The sequence below is a fragment of the Acinetobacter brisouii CIP 110357 genome (assembly GCF_000488275.1).
Lineage (GTDB): Bacteria > Pseudomonadota > Gammaproteobacteria > Pseudomonadales > Moraxellaceae > Acinetobacter > Acinetobacter brisouii.
The window spans coordinates 6,248-28,642 of the sequence record NZ_KI530766.1; the positions used below are offsets into that span (position 1 = coordinate 6,248).

General features: G+C 42.2%; 18 protein-coding genes, 4 tRNA genes and 1 riboswitch. Of the genes, 7 read left to right on the forward strand and 15 right to left on the reverse strand.

The window, feature by feature from the left end:
* Positions 1-142 precede the first annotated feature (142 nt).
* The 7 genes from P255_RS14365 to secA all read right to left on the reverse strand — a co-directional run bounded on the left by P255_RS14365 (position 143) and on the right by secA (position 5,319).
* Positions 143-219 (reverse strand) — tRNA-Pro (locus P255_RS14365).
* Between the two features lie 4 nt (positions 220-223).
* A tRNA-His gene (locus tag P255_RS14370) sits at positions 224-299 on the reverse strand.
* A gap of 37 nt (positions 300-336) precedes the next feature.
* Positions 337-413, reverse strand: a tRNA-Arg gene (locus P255_RS14375).
* A gap of 43 nt (positions 414-456) precedes the next feature.
* A tRNA-Pro gene (locus P255_RS14380) sits at positions 457-533 on the reverse strand.
* Between the two features lie 246 nt (positions 534-779).
* A complete protein-coding gene (argJ, locus tag P255_RS14385) occupies positions 780-2,000 on the reverse strand; it encodes a bifunctional glutamate N-acetyltransferase/amino-acid acetyltransferase ArgJ (RefSeq protein WP_004902073.1) in 1,221 nt (406 codons plus the stop codon).
* Positions 2,001-2,137: 137 nt separating this feature from the next.
* Positions 2,138-2,455 (reverse strand): hypothetical protein, encoded by a 318-nt coding sequence (locus P255_RS14390; RefSeq protein WP_004902074.1) that lies wholly within the window; start codon positions 2,453-2,455, stop codon positions 2,138-2,140.
* Positions 2,456-2,589: 134 nt separating this feature from the next.
* Positions 2,590-5,319, reverse strand: coding sequence for a preprotein translocase subunit SecA (gene secA / locus P255_RS14395; RefSeq protein ID WP_004902076.1), 2,730 nt, complete (start codon positions 5,317-5,319; stop codon positions 2,590-2,592).
* 282 nt (positions 5,320-5,601) lie between these two features.
* Between secA and P255_RS14400 the strand changes: the two genes are divergently transcribed.
* Together P255_RS14400 and P255_RS14405 are read left to right on the forward strand one after the other, a co-directional pair.
* Positions 5,602-6,243, forward strand: a complete 642-nt coding sequence (locus tag P255_RS14400; RefSeq protein ID WP_004902078.1) for a peroxiredoxin — start codon at positions 5,602-5,604, stop codon at positions 6,241-6,243.
* A 125-nt stretch (positions 6,244-6,368) separates the two neighbouring features.
* Positions 6,369-6,968: a dual specificity protein phosphatase family protein gene (locus P255_RS14405; RefSeq protein ID WP_004902080.1), complete on the forward strand. Its 600-nt coding sequence runs from the start codon at positions 6,369-6,371 to the stop codon at positions 6,966-6,968.
* A 2-nt stretch (positions 6,969-6,970) separates the two neighbouring features.
* Here the strand turns inward: P255_RS14405 and P255_RS14410 are convergent, their stop codons facing one another.
* From P255_RS14410 to P255_RS14435, 6 genes are all read right to left on the reverse strand, one after another.
* Entirely contained in the window at positions 6,971-8,113 is a 1,143-nt protein-coding gene (locus tag P255_RS14410; protein WP_004902082.1) for an SPOR domain-containing protein, read from the reverse strand.
* On the reverse strand, positions 8,113-9,387 hold the full coding sequence (gene folC, locus P255_RS14415) for a bifunctional tetrahydrofolate synthase/dihydrofolate synthase (RefSeq protein WP_035365738.1): 1,275 nt from the start codon (positions 9,385-9,387) through the stop codon (positions 8,113-8,115). The genes P255_RS14410 and folC overlap by 1 nt, the downstream gene beginning before the upstream one ends.
* Before the next feature lies 1 nt (position 9,388).
* Positions 9,389-10,282, reverse strand: coding sequence for an acetyl-CoA carboxylase, carboxyltransferase subunit beta (gene accD / locus P255_RS14420; protein ID WP_004902087.1), 894 nt, complete (start codon positions 10,280-10,282; stop codon positions 9,389-9,391).
* A 2-nt stretch (positions 10,283-10,284) separates the two neighbouring features.
* Positions 10,285-11,082, reverse strand: coding sequence for a tryptophan synthase subunit alpha (gene trpA / locus P255_RS14425; protein ID WP_004902088.1), 798 nt, complete (start codon positions 11,080-11,082; stop codon positions 10,285-10,287).
* Between the two features lie 422 nt (positions 11,083-11,504).
* Positions 11,505-12,734, reverse strand: coding sequence for a tryptophan synthase subunit beta (gene trpB, locus P255_RS14430; RefSeq protein WP_004902090.1), 1,230 nt, complete (start codon positions 12,732-12,734; stop codon positions 11,505-11,507).
* Positions 12,709-13,359: a phosphoribosylanthranilate isomerase gene (locus tag P255_RS14435; protein ID WP_035365739.1), complete on the reverse strand. Its 651-nt coding sequence runs from the start codon at positions 13,357-13,359 to the stop codon at positions 12,709-12,711. The genes trpB and P255_RS14435 overlap by 26 nt, the downstream gene beginning before the upstream one ends.
* Positions 13,360-13,493: 134 nt before the next feature.
* Positions 13,494-13,687, forward strand: a riboswitch (cobalamin riboswitch).
* Positions 13,688-13,721: 34 nt separating this feature from the next.
* Here P255_RS14435 and P255_RS14440 point away from each other — a divergent pair.
* The 5 genes from P255_RS14440 to P255_RS14460 all read left to right on the forward strand — a co-directional run bounded on the left by P255_RS14440 (position 13,722) and on the right by P255_RS14460 (position 19,912).
* Positions 13,722-15,599, forward strand: coding sequence for a TonB-dependent receptor plug domain-containing protein (locus tag P255_RS14440; RefSeq protein WP_004902094.1), 1,878 nt, complete (start codon positions 13,722-13,724; stop codon positions 15,597-15,599).
* Positions 15,600-15,686: 87 nt separating this feature from the next.
* A complete protein-coding gene (locus P255_RS14445; RefSeq protein ID WP_004749690.1) occupies positions 15,687-16,259 on the forward strand; it encodes a cob(I)yrinic acid a,c-diamide adenosyltransferase in 573 nt (190 codons plus the stop codon).
* 49 nt (positions 16,260-16,308) lie between these two features.
* Entirely contained in the window at positions 16,309-17,034 is a 726-nt protein-coding gene (locus P255_RS14450; RefSeq protein ID WP_004902096.1) for a glycerophosphodiester phosphodiesterase, read from the forward strand.
* A 161-nt stretch (positions 17,035-17,195) separates the two neighbouring features.
* The gene (locus tag P255_RS14455) at positions 17,196-18,359 is read left to right on the forward strand and encodes an acyl-CoA desaturase (protein WP_004902098.1); all 1,164 of its coding nucleotides are present in this window, start codon (positions 17,196-17,198) and stop codon (positions 18,357-18,359) included.
* Between the two features lie 110 nt (positions 18,360-18,469).
* A complete protein-coding gene (locus P255_RS14460; protein ID WP_004902100.1) occupies positions 18,470-19,912 on the forward strand; it encodes a protein adenylyltransferase SelO in 1,443 nt (480 codons plus the stop codon).
* A gap of 33 nt (positions 19,913-19,945) precedes the next feature.
* On the opposite strand, the gene P255_RS14465 is transcribed toward P255_RS14460, so the two are convergent.
* Positions 19,946-20,632, reverse strand: a complete 687-nt coding sequence (locus P255_RS14465; protein WP_004902101.1) for a response regulator — start codon at positions 20,630-20,632, stop codon at positions 19,946-19,948.
* A 4-nt stretch (positions 20,633-20,636) separates the two neighbouring features.
* Positions 20,637-22,316 carry a sensor histidine kinase efflux regulator BaeS gene (gene baeS / locus P255_RS14470; RefSeq protein WP_035365740.1) on the reverse strand — a complete coding sequence of 560 codons (1,680 nt, stop codon included), beginning with the start codon at positions 22,314-22,316 and terminating at the stop codon, positions 20,637-20,639.
* Between the last annotated feature and the right edge of the window lie 79 nt (positions 22,317-22,395).

Consider the following 22,395-nt stretch of genomic DNA (forward strand, 5'->3'; position numbering starts at 1 on the left):
TAGCGAATAGCGAATAGCGAATAGCGAATAGCGAATAGCGAATAGCGAATAGCGAATAGCGAATAGCGAATAATATATAAAATCAGAAATGCAAGAAATTTTAGACATAAAAAAACCGCATTTAAGCGGATTCTTTAATAATTGGTCGGAGCAGTAGGATTCGAACCTACGACCCCCTGGTCCCAAACCAGGTGCACTACCAGGCTGTGCTATGCTCCGAAATTGGGGTGAATGATGGGGCTCGAACCCACGACAACCGGAATCACAATCCGGGGCTCTACCAACTGAGCTACATCCACCACAGCATTTTGGTTCTATTTACCAGACTACCAAAAATGGCGCGCCTGACAGGATTCGAACCTGTGACCATCCGCTTAGAAGGCGGATGCTCTATCCAACTGAGCTACAGGCGCTTAATCGATGATAAAACATCATGCGATGACTGCCTTGAGGAATTGGTCGGAGCAGTAGGATTCGAACCTACGACCCCCTGGTCCCAAACCAGGTGCACTACCAGGCTGTGCTATGCTCCGATTCATCTCAGCTTTCGCTGTATCGCACATCGTGCGGTACGGTGTGCATTCTAGGCGTGAGTCCTGTTTTGGTCAATACCTTAAATCAAAAAAACATGCTTTTCTTTACTCAAAAGCTTATTTATTCAGCATTTTTATCATTTTTGTGTTTTTTTTAGACATTTTTCTCTTATTTTCAAGCATCTACTGTATTAAATTAAAAAACCCCATCAGAAGATGAGGCTTGTAAAAAATCAAAATCGTAAATTATGAACGGTAATCGGCATTGATTTTCACGTAATCATACGAGAGGTCACAGGTATAGACGGTATCTTTTGCTGTACCACGCCCCAAGTCCACACGAATGGTCATTTCAGATTGTTGCATCACACGTGCACCGGCTTCTTCGGTATAGTCTGCAGCTGCACCACCATCTTTGCAAAGTTGAACTTCATCCAACCAGACCTGAACTTTTTCCACATCCAAATCCTGAATTTTGGCATAGCCAATTGCACACAAGATACGCCCCCAGTTTGGATCTGATGCAAAAATCGCAGTTTTAACCAATGGTGAATGTGCAATGCTATAGGCAACTTCACAGCACTCATCGGTGTTTTGACCACCTTCAACTGTTACGGTAATAAATTTAGTTGCACCCTCACCATCACGCACGATGAGTTGAGCCAAGCGCTTCATGACACGAGTCAAAACTTCTGCAACGATTACATAACGAGCATCATCTGCGGACTGGATTTCCTGACCACCTGCCTGACCTGTCGCCGCAAAGATGCAAGAGTCATTGGTTGAGGTATCGCCATCGATGGTAATTCGGTTAAACGATTGATTTGCAGCATCTTTTAAAAGTTTTTGTACAAGATCACGTGCAATAGGTGCATCTGTTGCTACAAAAGACAGCATGGTTGCCATATTTGGGCGAATCATACCCGCACCTTTACTGATACCTGTCATGGTGTAAGTAACACCATCTAGCTCAAACTGTTCAGATGCACCTTTTGGTGTGGTATCTGTTGTCATGATACCCTTTGCAGCATCACTCCAAGCATCGGCTTGCAAACTGTCAAATGCAGGTTTTAAGCCAGCAATAATTCTATCGACAGGTAATTGCTCACCAATTACACCTGTTGAAAAAGGCAAGATTTCTTGTGTTACTACACCAGCTATACCAGCCAATGCTTCACAGATTTTTTGAGCATTCTGTAGACCCAATGTGCCTGTACCCGCATTGGCATTGCCTGTATTAATGACTAAATAACGGGCATTTTTTTCTAGTAAATGAGTTTTTGAAATGCGCACTGGTGCTGCACAAAAAGCATTTTGGGTAAACACGCCCGCAACGTGTGAGCCTTCAGCAAACTCGAAAATCACTAGATCGCGTCGGTTTGGGTAACGTACATGCGCTTCTGTAGAGCCAATTTTTACACCTTTTACCACATGCATAAGTGGCATTGTAACGTCACCAACAGCCATTTTAATAATCCATTTTTAGAAGTTAAATAAAGCTCTAGCTTATTAGATATGTCAGTAAAAATCGAGCCTCTACAAAACAAACCCTATGAAAAAACCAGCCAATATGGCTGGTTTTTTCATAGGGTTTAACAAATCGACTATTTGGATTGTTCCATACTGAGCAAGGACTGCTCCGCTTTTTGCTGGCTTTCTACAGATAATGCTGGATTTGTTGCCACTATGCGCTTTACTGTTGCGGTGTTTGCAGGTGCAATCGCTGTTGTCTGAATTTGAATCAGGCGTCCTTGTGTATCACCCAATGCATAACGGATTCCAGTACGCGGGCTAATCACCATAGTCGTATTACCTTGCACAATAGTTTGTGCAGTTGTAATAACCGATTGTGTATCTGCAGCAAAGCTTAAGCTTGGAGCAAGACATAGAGACAGCCATATTGCCTGTTTAATTTTTTTCATGGTCACACCAATACTTTAAGGTTTTACACAGTGAATTTTGCCTAAAAGTGTACTGGAATTTGGTGACTGAGCCTATGACCTTGCAATAAAAAAGCAGAACATCTTGTTCTGCTTTTGTAAAACTACTGTCAGGCTTAGATTTTACCGTGACATTGCTTATATTTTAGACCTGAACCACATGGACATGGCGCATTACGGCTGGCTGGCGGAATCACTGCATCTTTAGCCAAGCTAAATTCAGACTCTGTATCTTCCTCACTACCGTCCATCAATGTTGCACCTGTCAGACCATCAACATTGTCATGTTCAAATGACAAACGCATCGAATCTGCCTGCTGTTGCTGGCGCGCTTCCATTTCTGCAAGCTCTTCAGGTGTTGGAACATGTACCAATGACAAGTCTGTCACAACGTCAGATTTGATCGCACCTAACATATTCACAAACAGGTTGAAGGCTTCTTTTTTGTATTCCTGCTCAGGATTTTTCTGCGCATAGCCACGCAAATGAATCCCCTGACGCAAATAGTCCATTGCAGCCAAGTGATCTTTCCAGTGGCGATCGAGTGCATTTAAGACAAAATGACGCTCAAGCATCGCTGCCGAATCTGCTCCCATCTGCTCACGACGCGCACGATAACGTGCAACCACTTCATCAGCAATACGCTCAACCAAGCCTTCTTCATCGAGGCGGCGTTCTTCATCCAGCCATTGTTGAATTGGCAACTCAATGCCTAGATCCGTGCTGAGAGCTTTTTCCAAGCCTTCAATATCCCACTGATCGTGAATGGATTCAGGTGGAACAAAGTTGGCTATCAAGCCCTGCATCACATCATGATGCATTTCTTCAACATACTCTTGCAGGGTATTTTCTGCCAAGACTGCATCACGTTGTGAGTAAATGATTTTACGCTGCTCGTTGTTAACATCATCGTATTTCAGCAAGTTCTTACGGATGTCAAAGTTACGGGCTTCAACCTTACGCTGTGCATTTTCAATAGAGCGACTGACCATTTTATGTTCAATAGCTTCATCTTCTTTTAAGCCCATCGCACGCATCATGCCAACCACACGATCACCCGCAAAAATACGCATCAAATCATCTTCTAAAGACAAATAGAAACGTGAAACACCTGGGTCACCCTGACGCCCTGCACGACCACGTAACTGGTTATCGATACGACGAGATTCATGCCGCTCTGAACCGATAATATGCAAACCACCTGCATTCAGGACAATCTCGTGATCACGTTGCCATTCGGCTTTTAGACGTGCTTCATCTTCTGCAGTCGGGTTTTCAATTTTTGCAAGCTTAGCTTTCCAGTTACCACCAAGCAAAATGTCAGTACCACGACCCGCCATGTTAGTGGCAATAGTCACTGAATCTGGGCTACCTGCTTGGGCAATAATATCCGCTTCACGTTCGTGCTGTTTTGCATTCAGCACTTCATGCTTAATGCCTGCTGCTGTCAATTTTTGTGACAGAATTTCGCTGGCTTCAATCGTTGCAGTACCCACCAGAATCGGCGCTCGGGTTTCCTGAATGCGTTTGATCTCAGCTACAATCGCGCTGTATTTGCCATTACGATTGAGGTAAATCAGGTCATTATGGTCTTGACGAATCATTGGACGATGCGTTGGAATCAGAACCACATCCAAACCATAAATTTCTTTCATTTCTGCCGCTTCTGTATCGGCAGTCCCCGTCATACCAGAAAGTTTCTTGTATAAACGGAAATAGTTCTGGAATGTTGTGGTTGCCAAAGTCTGGTTTTCTGGCTGAATTTCCAGACCTTCTTTGGCTTCTACGGCTTGATGCAAGCCTTCAGACCAGCGACGACCAGGCATGGTACGACCTGTATGCTCATCGACAATGACCACTTCACCATTGTGAATAATGTAGTGTACGTCGCGTTGAAACAAGAAATGAGCACGAATTGCCGCAGATACGTGGTGAACCAAATTCAAATTAGCCGCAGAATACAGACTCTCGCCTTCTTGCAATAGCCCCATCTGGATCAGTTCACGCTCTACAGCTTCATAACCGACTTCGGTCATTTCAACTGAACGTTGTTTTTCATCGATCCAGAAATGCCCGCCATCAGCCACTTTTTCTTCTTTTTGTGGATGCAGTTTTGGCGCAATCGCATTAATTGCAGCGTAAAGTTGTGATGAATCTTCACTTTGACCTGAAATGATCAGCGGTGTACGCGCTTCATCGATCAAGATAGAGTCGACTTCATCGATGATGGTATAAACCAAACCACGCTGTTTTTTCTCAGCTAGAGAAAAAACCATGTTGTCACGCAAATAGTCAAAACCAAATTCGTTGTTGGTTCCGTAGGTAATGTCTGCTTTGTAGGCAAGTGCTTTTTCATCTGGCGCTTGCATTGAGTAAATTGTGCCAACCGTCAAACCCAAGAACTCAAACAATGGGCGGTTTAACTCTGCGTCACGCTGTGCCAAGTAATCATTCACGGTAATGACATGCACACCCTGACCTGTTAAGGCATTTAAATAACACGCCAAGGTCGCCATCAGGGTTTTACCTTCACCTGTACGCATTTCGGCAATCTTACCTTCATGCAAGGTAATACCACCGATGAGCTGCACATCATAGTGACGCATCCCCATAATGCGTTTACCAGCTTCACGGCAGACCGCAAATGCTTCAGGCAACAAGTCGTCTAAACTTACCCCAGTTTGATAACGATCTTTAAATTCTTGAGTTTTTGCAGACAACTCTGCATCGCTAAGAGCGGCTATCGTCGGTTCGAGCGCATTAATTTTCTCGACAATTTTACGCATGCGTTTCAGTTCGCGCTCATTTTTTGTACCGAAGATACCTCCGATCAGACCTGCCAACATGGATAAGCTCTCTAAATTTTGCTAGTCAAAAATGAAAAATGAATTTCTAATAAGACGTTATTATGGAGTTAGATTTTTGAAGTACAAGTTTTTTACGTAAAAAGCCGCATTTTTTTTCAACGTATCCACTTTAAATCACACCAATCGCCCCTAGAAAATTTAATCTAAAAACTTCTTATTTATCTTTTTTATTCATATCAACATAAGAAAGCTGTATTTTCTATGCAAAAGAACTGGTTCATAGTGAAACCCATCAACCCATAAAAAGTTTTGAGGTTTCACATGAGTTTACGTCTTGGCGACACTGCCCCGAATTTTCAACAACAATCCAGCGAAGGGCCAATCGATTTATATGAATATTTAGGTGAGCATTGGGGGATTTTATTTTCACACCCTGCGGACTATACACCTGTATGTACCACCGAGCTTGGTTATACTGCGAAACTACACGATGAGTTTGCAAAACGTGATGTCAAAGCGATTGCCTTGTCTGTCGATGATGTTGAGTCACATCAGGGCTGGATTAAGGACATTAACGAAACTCAAGCGACAACTGTTAACTTTCCAATTTTGGCAGATAAAGATCGTAAAGTTTCTGAGCTATATGGTTTCTTGCATCCAAATGCCAGTGAAACCACGACGGTTCGTTCTCTAGTAATTATTGACCCAAATAAAAAAGTCCGTTTAATCATTACTTATCCTGCATCGACAGGGCGTAATTTCAACGAAATTTTGCGTGTCATCGATTCGCTACAATTAACCGACCACTATAAAGTCGCCACCCCTGCCAACTGGCAACAAGGAGATGATGTGGTGATTGTACCGAGCTTAAAAGACGAAGATGAGTTAAAACAGCGTTTCCCTAAAGGCTATACTGCCGTAAAACCCTATTTACGTTTAACGCCACAACCCAATCTGGACTAAATTCTTATAAAAAAACTGTATGTAAATTTCTCCGAGCCTATTTTTTAATAGGCTTTTTTTACACAAAATCTGCTGCAACATGCCGAAATTTTTATTAATTTAAAGAAATTCTACGACGAATGTTCATGATCATGCAGGTTCGATCTTATCGCTGGTTTATCATCGCCATAACCACTGGTGTGTTTTTACAAGGCTGTATGCAAAGCAGCGCTTTACCCGATACTCAGCGCCCTACAAATTGGGGAGTTGCTGTCGATAAACACTACAATTTTTATCGTGTTAACTCATGGTTATATCGGAGTGAACAACCTTCATCCGAATTACTGCCCTACTTGCAACAGCAACAGATTGATATTGTCATTAATCTGCGGATTCATAATGAAGACCGTCAATTATTACAACATGTTCCAGTTCAGTTATCCCATATTCCGATCAATACCTGGGATATTGAACGACAAGATATTGTCAAAGTCATGCAGATTTTACAGGCAGCAAAGGCACAGCATAAGAGGGTATTGATTCATTGTTATCATGGCTCAGACCGTACAGGTACGATGGTTGCCATGTCACGAATTTTACTCGAGAACTGGTCAAGTGATGATGCAATCAACGAGATGAAACATGGAGGTTATGGCTTTCATCCTATCTGGATGAATATTGATGGGTTATTTAAAACTAAAAATATTGACTGGATGCGTCAGCAACTGGCGCATCCAACCCAATAAAATTAACGCTGATCGAGTGGTACCCAGTCAATAATCCACGCTGATTTCATGCCTAAGCTACTGTCGGCCTGGATTTTTCGACGTGCTGTATCTGCAGTTTCACGATCTTTCGCAGGCCCTACCATCACCCGAATACCTTTCGAGGTTGGACTAGTCACCACTTTATAACCTTTAGCGCGTAACTTGGAAACCGTAGCATCTGCATTGGCTTGGTTTGCTGCAAGTGATACCTGTACCATCCACTTTTTCTTGCCTTCGAGCAAGTCTCGTGCTTTGTCAGCATCAGCTTTTTTGTCTTTTTTCTTAATCTCCGTATCTTGATCATCATCTGCTTTTTTCTTCGCATCTAAAGCAGCTTTATGTTTGGCTTCTAGTGCCTTTTTATGTTTTGCTTCTGCAGCCTCAGCTTTACGCTTTTCTTCTGCATCTGCTTGACGCTTTTCTTCTGCATCCGCTTTTTTCTGTGCTTCTAATTCAGCTTTCTTCTTGGCTACTGCACGACGATGAGCTTCTTCATCTGCTTTCTTTTGCTCATCTGCTTCTGCTTTTTTCCTAGCTTCTCGTTCAGCCTGCTTTTTCGCCTCCAAATCAGCCTGTCTTTTCGCTTCTGCATCTGCTTTTTTCTTAGCATCTACAGCTGCTTGATGCTTGGCTGCTTCATCATCAGCGAACTTCTTTTTTGCAGTAGAATCTACCTGATGTTGTTGATCTGCGGTCTTATTTTTGCTGTCAGGCTTAACCTCAGGTGGAATATTGTCAGAATCACCCTGCCCTGTGCGGCGTTTATTAATTTCGGCATATTCTTCAGCTGCTTTACGTGCAGCGTCCGCCTCAGCCTGTTGTTGTTGCTGTAGATATTGCTGAGTACGCGCTTCTTGTTCGGCTACTGCGCGCTCACGTGAGCGCTTCTGTTCTTCAAGCAAGCGTTTTTCGGTTTCAACATCCACAGTTAATGGCTGCAAAGCCTGCATATTGCCAGCTTTTTGCATTGTTTTTTGTTGCTGGGCTGTTGTCATCTGAGCTGAGGGAGTAGCTTGCTTATGCTTTAATTCTTGTGTGCCTTTGACCAGCAGTGCGGCAAGTAACACACCACCTCCCAATAAAACAACGCCTCCCATCCAACGTTGTTTGTTATTCATTGACATTATTCAATGTACTCCCAAACCGCTTCTAAGGTATGAAACGAACCACAAACTAAAATCAGTTGTTGATCTTCTACATGATCCAGAGCAGATTGAAAAGCCTCTTTCACATTTGCAAAATGTTGTGTCGCTGTGTTGTGTAAAGCTTGTTGGATTTTCTCAAGTTTTGCCGCACGAGGTACAGTCAACTCCGCAATATGCCATTTAGACACCACAGGGCTGAGTAATTCAACGACAGAATCTATATCTTTATCGGCAAGCATTGAAAAAACGGTAACAACTTCAGAATACTGTTTATTGTATTGCATAAATTTCTGCAATTGCTTTAACAAAAATTCAACACCATGCGGGTTATGCCCTGCATCAAAAATCACCGTTTTATTTTGAATTTGACGAACTTCAAAACGCCCAGCAATCTTTGCGGCTTGAATTCCTGCACGAATTGCCTGATCAGAAATTGCCAAACCACTCACCAAAACAGCAGCAACCGCGGTTGAAATATTATCGAGTGCCAAATGCCCTTTAGGTAATCGTAAAGTCGATGCAGGTGTCGCAAATAACCATGTTTCTGAATCATCTTCCTGATAAAAATAGTCGCGATTGAGCACATGCAACTGCGCCTGACATTCCTGTACTTTATTCTGAATCGCTTGTGGAAGCTGTTGTTGTCCCGCAAAAATCACAGGAATGTTTGGACGAATAATACCAGCTTTTTCAAAGGCAATTTTTTCAATGGTATCACCGAGCCAATCGACATGATCCAAACCAATATTGGTAATCACGGCAACATCAGGTTCAATAACATTGACAACGTCTAAACGCCCACCCAGCCCGATTTCCAGCACCCAGACATCACATTGTTTTTGCTGAAAAATCAGAAATGCTGCAAGCGTTGTGGCTTCAAAAAATGATAGGCTTAAACCACACTCTCGGCGGGCTTGATCGACTTGTACAAAGGCATCTACTAACTCTTGATCGGTTGCTTCCAGGCCTGAAATTTTGACGCGTTCATTAAAGCGGTAGATATGTGGAGACTGGTAAAGTGCTACCTTATAACCTGCCTGCTGTAAAATAGCAGCGGTGGTGGTCGTGGTTGAACCTTTACCATTGGTTCCTGCAACAGTAATGACTTTGGCAGAAGTTTGAGTCACATTTAATTTTTGCGCAACAGGAATGACGCGCTCTAAGCCCAAATCAATTCCTGTTACATGCACATGACCCCAATAGTTGAGCCATGTGTAAAGACTATCCGTAGCTTGTGGTGCTATTGTGTTCAATTTAGATATTCATCAGCTTACTTACGATTCGATATACAGTATCACGTAATGCATGACGATGAACAATTTGATCGACTACACCATGATCAAGCAAGTATTCAGCACGTTGGAACGGTTCTTCGAGTTTTTCACGTACAGTTTGCTCAATAACTCGTTTACCTGCAAAACCAATCATGGCTTTCGGTTCAGCAATATGAACATCACCCAACATTGCCAATGATGCAGTCACACCACCATATACAGGGTGAGTAAGCACCACGATATAAGGCAAGCCTGCTGCTTTCACTTTTTCAATTGCAGCAGAAGTACGCGCCATTTGCATCAAAGACAACATGCCTTCTTGCATACGTGCACCGCCTGAAGCAGCAAAACAGATGAACGGTTGTTTTTTCGCAATCGCACTTTCAGCTGCCTGTACAAAACGATCACCGACCACTGTACCCATTGAACCGCCCATAAAGTCGAATTCAAAAGCACAAGCTGTCATTGCTACGCCTTTTAAAGTACCTTGTAAAACCACCAATGCTTCAGACTCGCCAGTTTTCTTTTGCGCTTCTTGCATACGAGCAGAATATGGCTTGCTATCTACGAAGTTCAATGGATCTTTGGCAATAAATTCCTGACCGAGTTCATGATCGACTTGGTCGAAGAACCACGTTAAACGCTCGCGTGCGCGCATACGTAAATGTTCATCACACTGTGGGCAAACATAAGCATTAAAGCTCATTGCTGTTAGTGTGATCAGTGAATGGCACTCTGGACATTCAACTGTCGGTTCAGTAAAACTTGCCTTTAATGTTTCTTGAGCATCTGGCACATGGATTCCAGGAACTGGGCGATCAGTCCAAGGTGTCGATGGGTTCAGAACTTTACTTGGTTTAACTTCTTGATTCATATTCACTCATCGAGCGCAGCTCGAAGCTCCTTGACTTTATTAACCGTTTGTTCTGCGGCTTGTTCCGGTGGCAACGTTGCAAAAGGCTTAACGAGAGCACTACCGACAATCACGGCATCAGCAACTGCAGCCATGGCTTTTGCAGATTGTGCATCGTTAATCCCAAAACCAACCCCAACAGGAATGCTGGTTTGTGCTTTAATTTTTTCGATACGTTTTGCTGCTTCAGACGTATCTAAAGTTGCTGCGCCTGTTACACCTTTCAGTGACACATAATAAATAAAACCACTGGCTTGTTTTATGACATGTTGAATACGTTCATCAGTTGACGTTGGTGCTAACAGGAAAATCTGATTCATGTTGTATTGGCTTAACACCTGATTAAACTGCTCAGATTCTTCTGGCGGCAAGTCCACCAACAAAATACCATCGACACCACTTTCATGGGCTTTTTCAACAAAATTCTCATAACCAATAACTTCTATAGGGTTTAAATAGCCCATCAAAACTACTGGTGTTTCTTGATCTTTTTGGCGAAATTCTTTGACCATAGCCAAAGCATCTAGGGTATTTGTTCCACCCGCAAGCGCTCGCTCTGCAGCAAGTGCAATTACAGGGCCATCTGCCATTGGATCAGAAAAAGGCAAGCCCAATTCGATCACATCGACACCTGCATCAACCATACGATGCAATAATGGTACTGTAACCTCTGGATGAGGGTCGCCCGCCATAACATAAGAAACCAAAGCTTTTTGTTGTTTAGATTGAAGCTGTTCAAAACGTGTGGCTAGACGAGACATAGATTTTACTTTCCTTGCATGAAAAATAGTGTGTGCTGTGTTTACATGACACCGCATTGTAACGCTATTTTTTATACATTGCACAGCGCCAAAAGCTGCCTGATTTGATTCAACATTTATGAAACAATCCGCAAGCTACATTAATCAATATTTGATAGTTTTTCTCAATGATCAAACCTTCCTAATTTTTAGGCATATTCTGAATTGCTTTTTTGACTTCACACGGAATTTATAATTAATAAAAATATATAAAACAATGGATTAAATAAATGTCTAAGCTTTACTCACATGGCAAAATGTTTGCACACGCTTAAATTTTATTCAGCCTATTCATCATCAGTATTCTGCTTTTTTGTAAAAATGTCTCAAAAACAAAAGGCGGGCTGTAATCAGCCCGCCTTTCTTTTGGTTAAAATATTGTTTTACAGTTCAACAAGCGGAATACCATCTATACGTGCAACTGTCAGCAAATCTTTATCACCACGGCCTGACACGGTCGCGATAATAATCTGATCTTTCGACATAGTTGGTGCCAGTTTAGTGACATAAGCCATAGCATGTGAACTTTCAAGCGCAGGAATAATCCCTTCAATCTGAGTCAAGTCACGGAAACCTTGTAAAGCCTCTTCATCGTTGATTGGGACATACTGTACACGCTTCATATCTTTTAAGAAGCTGTGCTCTGGCCCAACACCAGGATAATCAAGCCCCGCAGAAATACTATGGGTTTCAATAATCTGACCTTGAGCATCACTCATCAGGTAAGTACGGTTACCATGCAATACGCCAACATGCCCAGCATTTAAAGGTGCTGAGTGTTTACCTGTCTCAATACCATGACCTGCAGCTTCAACACCATACATTTTGACATCGTAGTCGTTCAGGAATGGATAGAACAAGCCCATAGCATTTGAACCACCGCCAACACAGGCAACAAGTGCATCAGGTAAACGCCCTGCTTGCGCTAAAATTTGCTGACGTGCTTCGCGTCCAATGATCGACTGAAAATCACGTACCAATTGCGGATACGGATGTGGCCCTGCAACTGTACCAATCACATAATAAGTGGTATCAACATTACTCACCCAGTCACGCATCGCTTCATTTAGTGCATCTTTGAGTGTTTTTGAACCACTTTCAACAGGAACCACTTTTGCACCCAGTAAACGCATACGATATACGTTCATGGCTTGACGTTTTACGTCTTCAGCACCCATGTAAACTACGCATTCCAGCCCCAAACGTGCTGCAATAGTTGCAGTTGCTACGCCGTGCTGACCCGCACCTGTTTCAGCAATAATGCGTTTTTTACCTGAGAGTTTAGCCAGCAATGCCTGACCAATTGTATTGTTTACTTTGTGAGAGCCTGTATGGTTAAGATCTTCACGTTTTAGGTAAATTTGCGCACCACCTAAATGTTTAGACCATCGTTCAGCATGATAAAGTGGACTTGGGCGGCCAACGTAATAAGCCAAATCACGGTCAAATTCTGCCAAAAACTGTGGGTCATTTTTCATTCTGTTATACAGATTTTCTAAATCTTGTAATGCAGCCATCAATGTTTCTGACACGAATCGTCCGCCATGAATGCCAAAGTGTCCTTTAGCATCTGGATATTGTGTATAGTCAATCACTTCGTTTTGCTGATCCACAATGGACTCCTTGCATAAATTTTTTGATTAATCGTTGATCTTTAATCCCTTTTTTGGCTTCTACACCACCACTCACATCAACCGCGAAAGGTTGTGTCAGTGTGATTGCCTCGGCAATATTGTCAGGGTTCAAGCCCCCAGCCAGAATCAGTGGAATATCGAGTTTAGGGAATTGCGACCAATCAAATTGTAAACCTGTCCCACCCTTTAAGTCAGGGTGCCAAGCATCAAGTAAGATAGCACTTGCGCCCGCGTGTTGGTAGCGTTGAATTTCGTTAATTAGATTTAAATCAGGTTTCACCTGAATCGCTTTATACCAACGGCGTTTGGTCAGTTGTGCAATTTGCTGACACATTTCAGGGCTTTCATCGCCATGTAACTGTAAAACATCGAGTGCAACATTTTGCAGCACAGCCAAGATTTCTTCAGGACTGGCGTTTACAAATAACCCGACCGTTTGTACATAAGGCGGAATATGTGTGAGCAATTGCTGGGCTTGCTCTACAGTGACGGAACGAGGGCTGGGTGAATAAAACACTAGGCCTATCGCATCTGCACCTGCCTGTACCACACTGTGAATATCCTCTACTCGGGTAATTCCACAAATTTTTGCTCTGGTTCGCATAGATCATCTGGTTTAATAAAAAGCATACTGCCGATTAAAACGGAAAACAGCCCCTAAAATCTAGAGACAATTTCAGCTTTCAACACAATCTGTGTCTGTTGATTGTTTCACTCATGTAAAGCCCGTATACTTTGGCGCAATTTATAGCAACAAGTTTTAGGGAAGTTGGTGAAAACCCAACACTGCCCCCGCAGCGGTAACAATGAAACGCATATTGTTTGAGTCATTCACTCACGTCACTGTTTTTTAAAATGGGAAGACGAATATGCTGGTTATATCTGTAACCTATATTGAAAGTCCGAAGACCTGCTTGTTGTTTACTTCGATGAATCATTCACGGGGAGTGAATGTATGGAGCAACCATGTTTCTTTTTAAGCCCACTGCGTTAGCCGGTGCGATTGCACTTGCAACAAGTTTTTTCGCAGCAGCTCATGCAGCAGATAACCAAACCGCAAACAACGACCAACAAGATGTCCCACCTTTAGATACAATTGTTGTAACGGCATCTCGTACCGCAGAGTCCATCAAGAATGTTCCTGCCCGAATTGATGTGATTGACAGCAAGACGATTGAACAAACACCGATAGCAGGCTTACCATATTTATTGCAGCAAGATGCTTCTATTAATATGGTGCAAAGCGGTGGCTATGGTCAGCAGTCTTCTATATTTTTACGCGGCGCTGAATCCGATCATACGTTAGTTTTAAAAGATGGTGTTCGCTTAAACTCAGCATCATCAGGCACAGCGAGCCTTGCCTTTTTAGATACTTCAGATATTGAAAAAGTAGAAATCCTTAAAGGCCCTGCTTCAGTATTGTATGGTTCTGATGCTATTGCTGGTGTTGTCCAACTTATCTCTAAAATCCCTCAAAAAAACTCAGCATTTCTTACTACAGAATATGGTGAAAATAATACTTACAAAACCATTATTGGTGGTGACTTAGCTTCAAATGGTTTCTATGCACAAGTTCGAGGGCAAAGCCTTGAAACAGATGGCACAAAAGTTACTGACCTATCAGGGAATGGAATTAAATCTGCGGGCTATGATCAAAAAGGCTTTAGCACCAAAATTGGTGTAGAAAAAGAGAGATTTGGTGCTTCTGTTGACTTTTCTCAAAATAAGGGAACAAGTGCATATGACACAGGGAATGGTGATGGTTCTCTAATTTCTGAAGACTTTAAAAATCAGATGATCAATATTAAAGGTCATTTTAATGTACTCGATACTCTGTCTTTAAATGCTCGTCTATCTCAATTCAACGATGACCTAGATCAAAATGATCCTAACTATCTAGGTGCTTTTGATTTTGTTCATAGTAAAACTCAAGAAGCAGAGCTTTATGGAAAATGGCAATTTACTCCAAGTCAAAATCTATTAATTGGATCAACCTATCGTAATCTTGATGGAGATGTTCTCTCTTATGGTTTACCGTATAAAGAAAGCATAGATTCAGCTGGTTACTATATTCAACATCAATATAATAATAATGGCTTAAGTACCCAAGTAGGTGCTCGTTTAGAAGACAACCAAAAATATGGTTCGCATACTGTTGGTCAAGCAGCAATTCGCTACCAAATTTTACCAATGACAAGCATATATGCAAATGCGGGAACAGCCTTTAAATCACCAACTCTAAATGAGTTATATGCTTATCAAGGCAATCCTAATTTAAAACCTGAAGAAAGTACGTCTTATGAAATTGGTTTAGATCAAACGCTAAATCATGGCTTATCTACAGGCCTCTCACTGTATCATACTGATGTAGATCATTTGATTGCCACAGGAAGCAATAATATTCTAACCAATATTAATAAAGCGACCTATGAAGGTGGTGAAGTTTACTTAAATTGGAAACAAAACGAGCTATTTGCAAAAACCTCTTATAGCTATGTTAAAGCAACCAATAAACAAACAAATACAGATCTAAATCGTCGTCCACGTCAAAGCTTTACTGTAACGGTTGGTCTAGAAAATCAGATTTATGGTCTAAGCACGTCACTTGTTGCAAAATCACATTCAAAAGACTTTGCTGATTGGCCTTCAACAACTTTAAATAATGATCCAGGTTATACAACTGTTAATTTCAATGCCTACTGGAATGTACTTCCATACTTAAAGCTTTTCACAAATATAGAGAATATCGGCGATGTTAAATACAAAACCGCATACTATGGCTATGGAAACTATTATGTAAATGGTGGCCGTCTAGCGAGTATTGGAGTCACTCTACACTACTAAACTTTAAAAAAAGTATTTAATCAGCGCATTTTTATGGATAATGTTTGTAAAGGCATTATCCTTTTTTATCATTAAAAGGAACTACTTATGGGTCACCGTTTAAGTAAAATTTCAACCCGCACTGGTGATGATGGCACCACAGGGCTTGGAGATGGAACACGTGTTGAAAAAGATGACTTACGTATCCAAACACTCGGAGACATCGATGAACTCAATAGCGTCATCGGTGTATTACGTGCGCAAGTTGTCAACAGCAATATTCAGGCAGATGAAAAACAGCGCTGGGATAAAAGCTTAAGCTTGATCCAACACTGGTTATTTGATCTGGGTGGCGAAGTCTGTATTCCTAACTTTACGATGGTTCAAGAATCTGCCTTGCTATTTTTGGAAACAGATATTGAAGCCATGAATAAATATCTGCCAATGCTCAAAGAGTTTATTTTGCCAGCAGGCTCATTATCATGCAGTTATGCACATCAGGCACGCGCTGTATGTCGCCGTGCTGAACGTAGCCTGATTAGCCTGCAAAAGCGCGATCAAAATATTCAAAAAACGTCACTTCTGTTACTGAATCGCCTGTCTGACTGGTTATTTGTGGCATCTCGCAGCTTGCAACTTGAAGAACACGGCAAAGAAATGTACTGGCAAAGACAAAAGTAGTATTTTTCAGCGTAAAATAAATTCATCATCTATTTGATTTGGCAAATGAATGCAAATTATTGGTCATCGTGGTGCGCGTGGTGAAGCACCTGAAAATACTCTCGGTGGTTTTGCTTATTTAAAACAACTGGGCATTCGAGCAGTCGAGTTCGATGTCCGCCAACTTCCAGATGACACGCTTATTGTCATACACGATGACAATCTTTTTCGGACGTCAGGAAAAGTGGGTTCCGTTTACCAAAGCCAGCGACATGATCTGGCTCACCATGATCATCGCTCCCAGTGGAAAAACTGGGAAAATCATGAACCAACCCCGTGTCTATCACAGGTTCTCGATTTATTGCAGGACTTTCAGCATATTGAAGTTGAAATTAAAGCTGTGGCCAATCAAGCTCAAGCAGAACGTCTTACTGAGGCATTACAACAACAACTAAAAGGTTTTGAACGATCAGCGACCATTACCAGCTTCGATGAAAAAATCTTACAGGCATTACAGCGCAGCCAAAGCCAGTTTCAACGCGGCTTACTAATAGAAGACAACATTAAAACCCAAGCTATTGAAAAAGCAATAAAATATGGCTGTACGCGGATTGGCTGGAAAGATAAACTCGCCACGCCTGATATGATTGAATTATCAAAACTGGCAAAATTTGCAGTGAGTGTCTGGACAGTCAATGATGTATCCAGAGCAAAAAACTTACTAGATCAAGGCATTGATGGGTTAATCACCGATTTTCCAAAAACAATGCAACAACAGCTAGGTATTTTAGAGTAATATTTAGACAGAAGATATTGATCGAAAGTTTATCTTTAGCTTTTAAAATACAAGTGTATAATATTGCTAAAGCATCTATTCTATAAAGATGTCTCTGAACAGCCATCAGTATTAAATTTTTGAAGGTTGACCCTATTTTACTCTTAGGAGCGTCGCTGCATATGACTCCCCTGCCCCAAGCAAAAGCACCGATTAACTGGACAGCAACCATTACGTTGTTGGGGACTCCCATTGCTGCCCTGATTGCCATACCGCTATATGCTTATTACCACGATTTTTCTGTCAGTGCGTGGGTAAGCCTATTTTTTCTACTCGCGCTGAGTAGTTTAAGTATTACAGCGGGCTATCACCGTTTATGGGCACACCGTGCCTATGAAGCGGCTCTCCCACTAAAAATTATCCTGATGCTCGGTGGTACTTTTGCTGTGCAAAACAGTATTTTGTACTGGGCATCTGGACACCGTACTCATCATCGCCATGTCGATGATATTGAACAAGATCCGTATTCGATTAAAAAAGGTTTCTGGTATGCCCACTTAGGCTGGATGATTCGTGATTATCCTGCGGCTACAGCAAACTATAAAAATGCGCCTGATTTGCTCAATGATAAAGTCGTAATGTTCCAAGACAAGTACTATGTGCCTTTGGTGATTGCCGTACATGTGGTGATCTTGGGTACAATTGGTTGGGCAGTAGACGATTTGTGGGGCGTGGTTTTATTAGGTGGTTTGCTCCGCCTGATCCTGAGTCACCACGTAACTTTCTTTATTAACTCTCTGTGCCACATGTTTGGTAAACGTCCATATACCGACGAAAATACCGCACGTGACAACTTCTGGTTAGCGATTGCAACTTGGGGCGAAGGTTATCATAACTACCACCATATCTTTCAGTATGACTACCGTAATGGTGTGAAATGGTGGCAATATGACCCAACCAAATGGCTGATCTGGTCGTGTTCAAAAGTCGGTTTGGCAAAAAATCTGCGCCGTATTCCAAGCTTTAATATTAAAAAAGCAGAGTTGGCAATGAAATTTAAATATGCCGAACAAGACCTCGCGGTCTATGGACATGACATTAATGAAGACATGCGTAATATGAAACAACATATTGCACAGGAATACGAAGCATTTACCCACACGCTGAATGATATGGCAAAACTCAAAGAGCTTGAGTTACAACATAAAAAAGCAGCGGTCACTGAAAAATTTCAGAAATTTGATCACAAATTAAAACTGGATTTTCAATTGATCGAACAGCGTTTACAGCACCATCGTGACCGTTTGGAAGTATTAGTGAAAAGCCTGCGTAAGATTTCAACTTAATCTTATATCGCGATTTAAAAAAGAGATGCCAGTGCATCTCTTTTTTATTTTGTCATTCCAAAGCGAAGTTTTGTTATAGTCTTTCTGAACATTTGCAAAACCTGCCGACTATGATTTTTAATCCATTGTACCCTTCTTTAAATGCCAAGCTTTATCATCAGCAAGCCCCTAAACCATTGCAAGGCGCCCGTGCGGGACACTTCAATGCTGCCTTAGCCAATGAATTGCAATGGACTATAGAAGAACAGCAGGATTGGGTGGCCATTTGTAGTGGACAAAAAACCTTTGCTGAGTTTCCACCACTGGCGATGGTTTATGCGGGGCATCAGTTTGGTCAATGGGCAGGACAACTCGGTGATGGCCGTGGTTTGCTGATTGGACAAGTTCTAGATCAGCAAGGTAAAACCATTGACCTACACTTAAAAGGGGCTGGTAAAACGCCTTATTCACGTATGGGTGATGGTCGCGCAGTGTTACGTTCCGTGATTCGTGAATACTTGGCAGGACACGCACTGAATGCTTTAGGGATTGCGTCAAGCAATGCGATTGGATTTACCACATCTCAACATGCCGTGCAGCGCGAACAACTTGAACAAGGCGCAATGCTCCTGCGTACAGCAGATTGTCATATTCGCTTTGGGCATTTTGAATGGATTAATCAGTACGCACCTGAACTGTTGAATGAATTCACTCAAAAAGCTATCGAATGGTATTTCCCTGAATGTCTGACTGCGGAACAGCCCATTCTTGCTTTTGTGGATCAGGTGATTGAGCGTACAGCTAAAATGATTGCGCAATGGCAACTGGTGGGTTTTGCTCATGGCGTGATGAATACCGATAATTTAAACATTACAGGTTCAACGCTAGATTTTGGCCCTTACGGTTTTATGGAGCGCTTTCGCCCCAACTGGATCAATAACCATTCTGATCATCAGGGACGCTATAGTTATCAAAATCAGCCAAGCATTGGACACTGGAATTTATGGGTCTGGATCAATAATCTTGTGCCACTTGCCAAAGCTGAAGATCGTGAACAGTTTAAGCAGGACTTGGTCAAAGCCTTAGAACAGTTTGAACCGAAATTTCTGGCGTTTTATCAGCAAGGGTTGGCTGCAAAAATGGGACTGCCCGATTTTCATAAAGACAGCTTTGACTGCGGCATGGCATTTTTAAAAATCATGCAAAGCGAGCAACTGGATTACACGCAAAGCTTTTTGCTTTTACAAGACAAACAATATCGCGCGATTCAAGATGACTGCCTCAATACCCGTCAGGTCGAGAATTTCCTACAGCAGTATCATACAATTCGTGAAAACCAAGACACTCAACAGCTTGATGCAGCCATGCGTTTGGTCAACCCGCGTTATATTTTACGCAATCACATGGCACAGACAGCGATTGAAGCCGCACAGCGTGATGACTTTAGCGAAGTGGAGCGTTTATTTGACTTATTGGCGCAGCCATTTACCCATCAGCCTGAACGTGAACGCCCTGCCGATCTTGCGCCACTGCCAAGTGATGTGCCTGATGTAATGGTGAGTTGCTCATCTTAAAAAAAGGAGCGTTATCGCTCCTTTTTATTTTATTTACTCATTCGGATATTCAAAACGATACCCGACACCATACACGGCTTGTACCCATTCATGGCGATTATCATCTTCAGCAACTTCAGAAATCTTACGGCGCAAGTTTTTAATATGGCTGTCAATCACACGGTCAGCTACATCAAAACTGTCAGGGTTAATATGATCAAGTAGCTGAATCCGCGAATAGACTTGTCCAACATGCTCTAAAAATAGTTCTAATAAGCGGAATTCGGTTGGGGTCAAATTCAAGGCTTTTTGTTTATACCAAATGCGTTGCTGAGACTTGTCGATACGAAACAGATCATTGTCCTCAGGCTCCGCTTTACGCTCCAAACGGCGCAGCACAGCTTGCACACGTGCAACCAATTCTTTTGGGCTAAAAGGCTTACAGACATAATCATCTGCACCCATATTTAAGCCCAGTACCCGATCAATTTCTTCAGTACGCGCAGTCACCATAATAATTGGCAAATCAGACTGTTCGCGGACTTTACGGCAGATGGTCAAGCCATCCATGCGTGGCACCATCAAATCCAAAATCATCAGACTCGGTTTACGTTGTAAAAAACTGTTATAGGCTTCTTGCCCATCGTGAAACATACTGACTTCATAACCTGCTGCTTCCAAGTAGTCACGAACCAGCCCCGCTAATTCGACCTCATCTTCAACCAAAATAATATGTTTCATAAACTTATGTCCTAGAAATTTTTGGGAAAGTTAACTGGCAACGCAAACCACCCAAAGGTGAGTGATCAAAACTGAGCTTGCCCCCTAAAGCTGTCGCAATCTTGACTGAGAGTGCCAAACCTAAACCTGTGCCGCCCGTACTACGGGTACGCGAATCATCAACACGATAAAAGCGCTCGCCCAAACGCTGCAACTGTTCATCGCTTAAACCTAATGGGCTATCATCGATAAATAATGTCCATGTCTGCTCATTTTGTGCGCTATGAATGTGAATCGTGCCGCCTTGTTCAGTATAACGAATGCTATTGCCGAGCAAATTCACCACAATCTGTTTAAAGCGATCAACATCTAAAGACAATAGCGCACCCGTACCATCCACTTCGACTTGTAATTGAGCCTGTTCAAATTTAGGAGTGAAATTAATCACCTCTTGCACCACGACCTGCCACGGATCAACCTCAGCAAAATAACAGGTCAGCTGTTGTGCTTCAACCTGTGCCAAGTCTGCCAGATCTTGAGTCAGTTTTTTGAGGCTACTCACCTGACTCATCATTGAAGCAAAATGTTCAGGGGTAGGTTTACGGATACCATCTTGCATGGCTTCAATCTGTGCCTGCAACACCGCAAGCGGGGTTTTGAGTTCATGCGAGGTATCGGCAACCCACTGACGGCGGGATAATTCATGTTGATGCAAAATCTCGGCAAGCTGATTCATTTGATTGGACAAATCACCCAGTTCATCGTTACGTTTGACCTGCATTTTGGATTCATAGTGCCCTTTTGTTAACTCACGGGCAACACGCAACAGTTGGTGAATCGGTTTCTTAAAATAAGTCGCCAGTAACAGGGCAAGGAGCAAACTGGCAAATACCGTGACGGCATAAATCAGCAGTAAAACCTGCTTTTGAGTACTAAAGAAATTGAGGCTGAGTGCATCTTCCTGATCAAGAACAGGTTTTAAGCCCAAATACCCAACAACCTGATTATTGACAGTAATCGGGCGAAATGAAACTGCACCTGTATTTTGCTCACCGACGATAAAATGCTTTTTCGCATCATACAAAGATAAACGCGAACTTAACCCCAATTTATCAGGCATCGGAATAAAGCGTTTTTTGCCTTCAGGTGGCGCATTAGCGAGCAAAGATTCGCCCCCTTTAGGCTTAGAGTCGTCCTGTGGCGGCTTACGATTCCAGAGCGCACCATTCTTTAGGGGAAAGCTCAGACCTTCAAAAGGTTGATATTCAGAGGGCAGGTTTTCTTGTAATAATCGGATTTCGCTTACAGACAACCCTTCTTTTTTGACGGCTGTTTGCTGCTCAACGCCAGTCGGAACATTTAAAATGGTATTTTCTTTAAAATAGCGCTGCTGAAAAGCAATATCATATTGACGGCGCAACCAAACTCGTGAAAGATGATCATAATCATCAGGGTTAGGCTTGCCTTCTATCTGTAAGATTTGCGCCTGAATGGCATTGCCCCAATCATGATAAATACTGTATACCCCAGCCAGATTTTCAATGAGATGATCCAGTTTTTGCATTTCAACATCAGCAACATACTTGGTGAAATTTTCCTTCATGGTCCATTGAAACACACCCAAACTCACCGTCGTAATAATAACGGTGGTCAACAACACAGTTAAGAATAAGCGTAAGGCAATAGGAACACGCAGGTTTTTCAAAAATTCAACTCTATCAATAGCCTGATTTTTTCCATTGTAACTAACATGTGGATAAAAAACTCTCCATTGTTCCTTCATG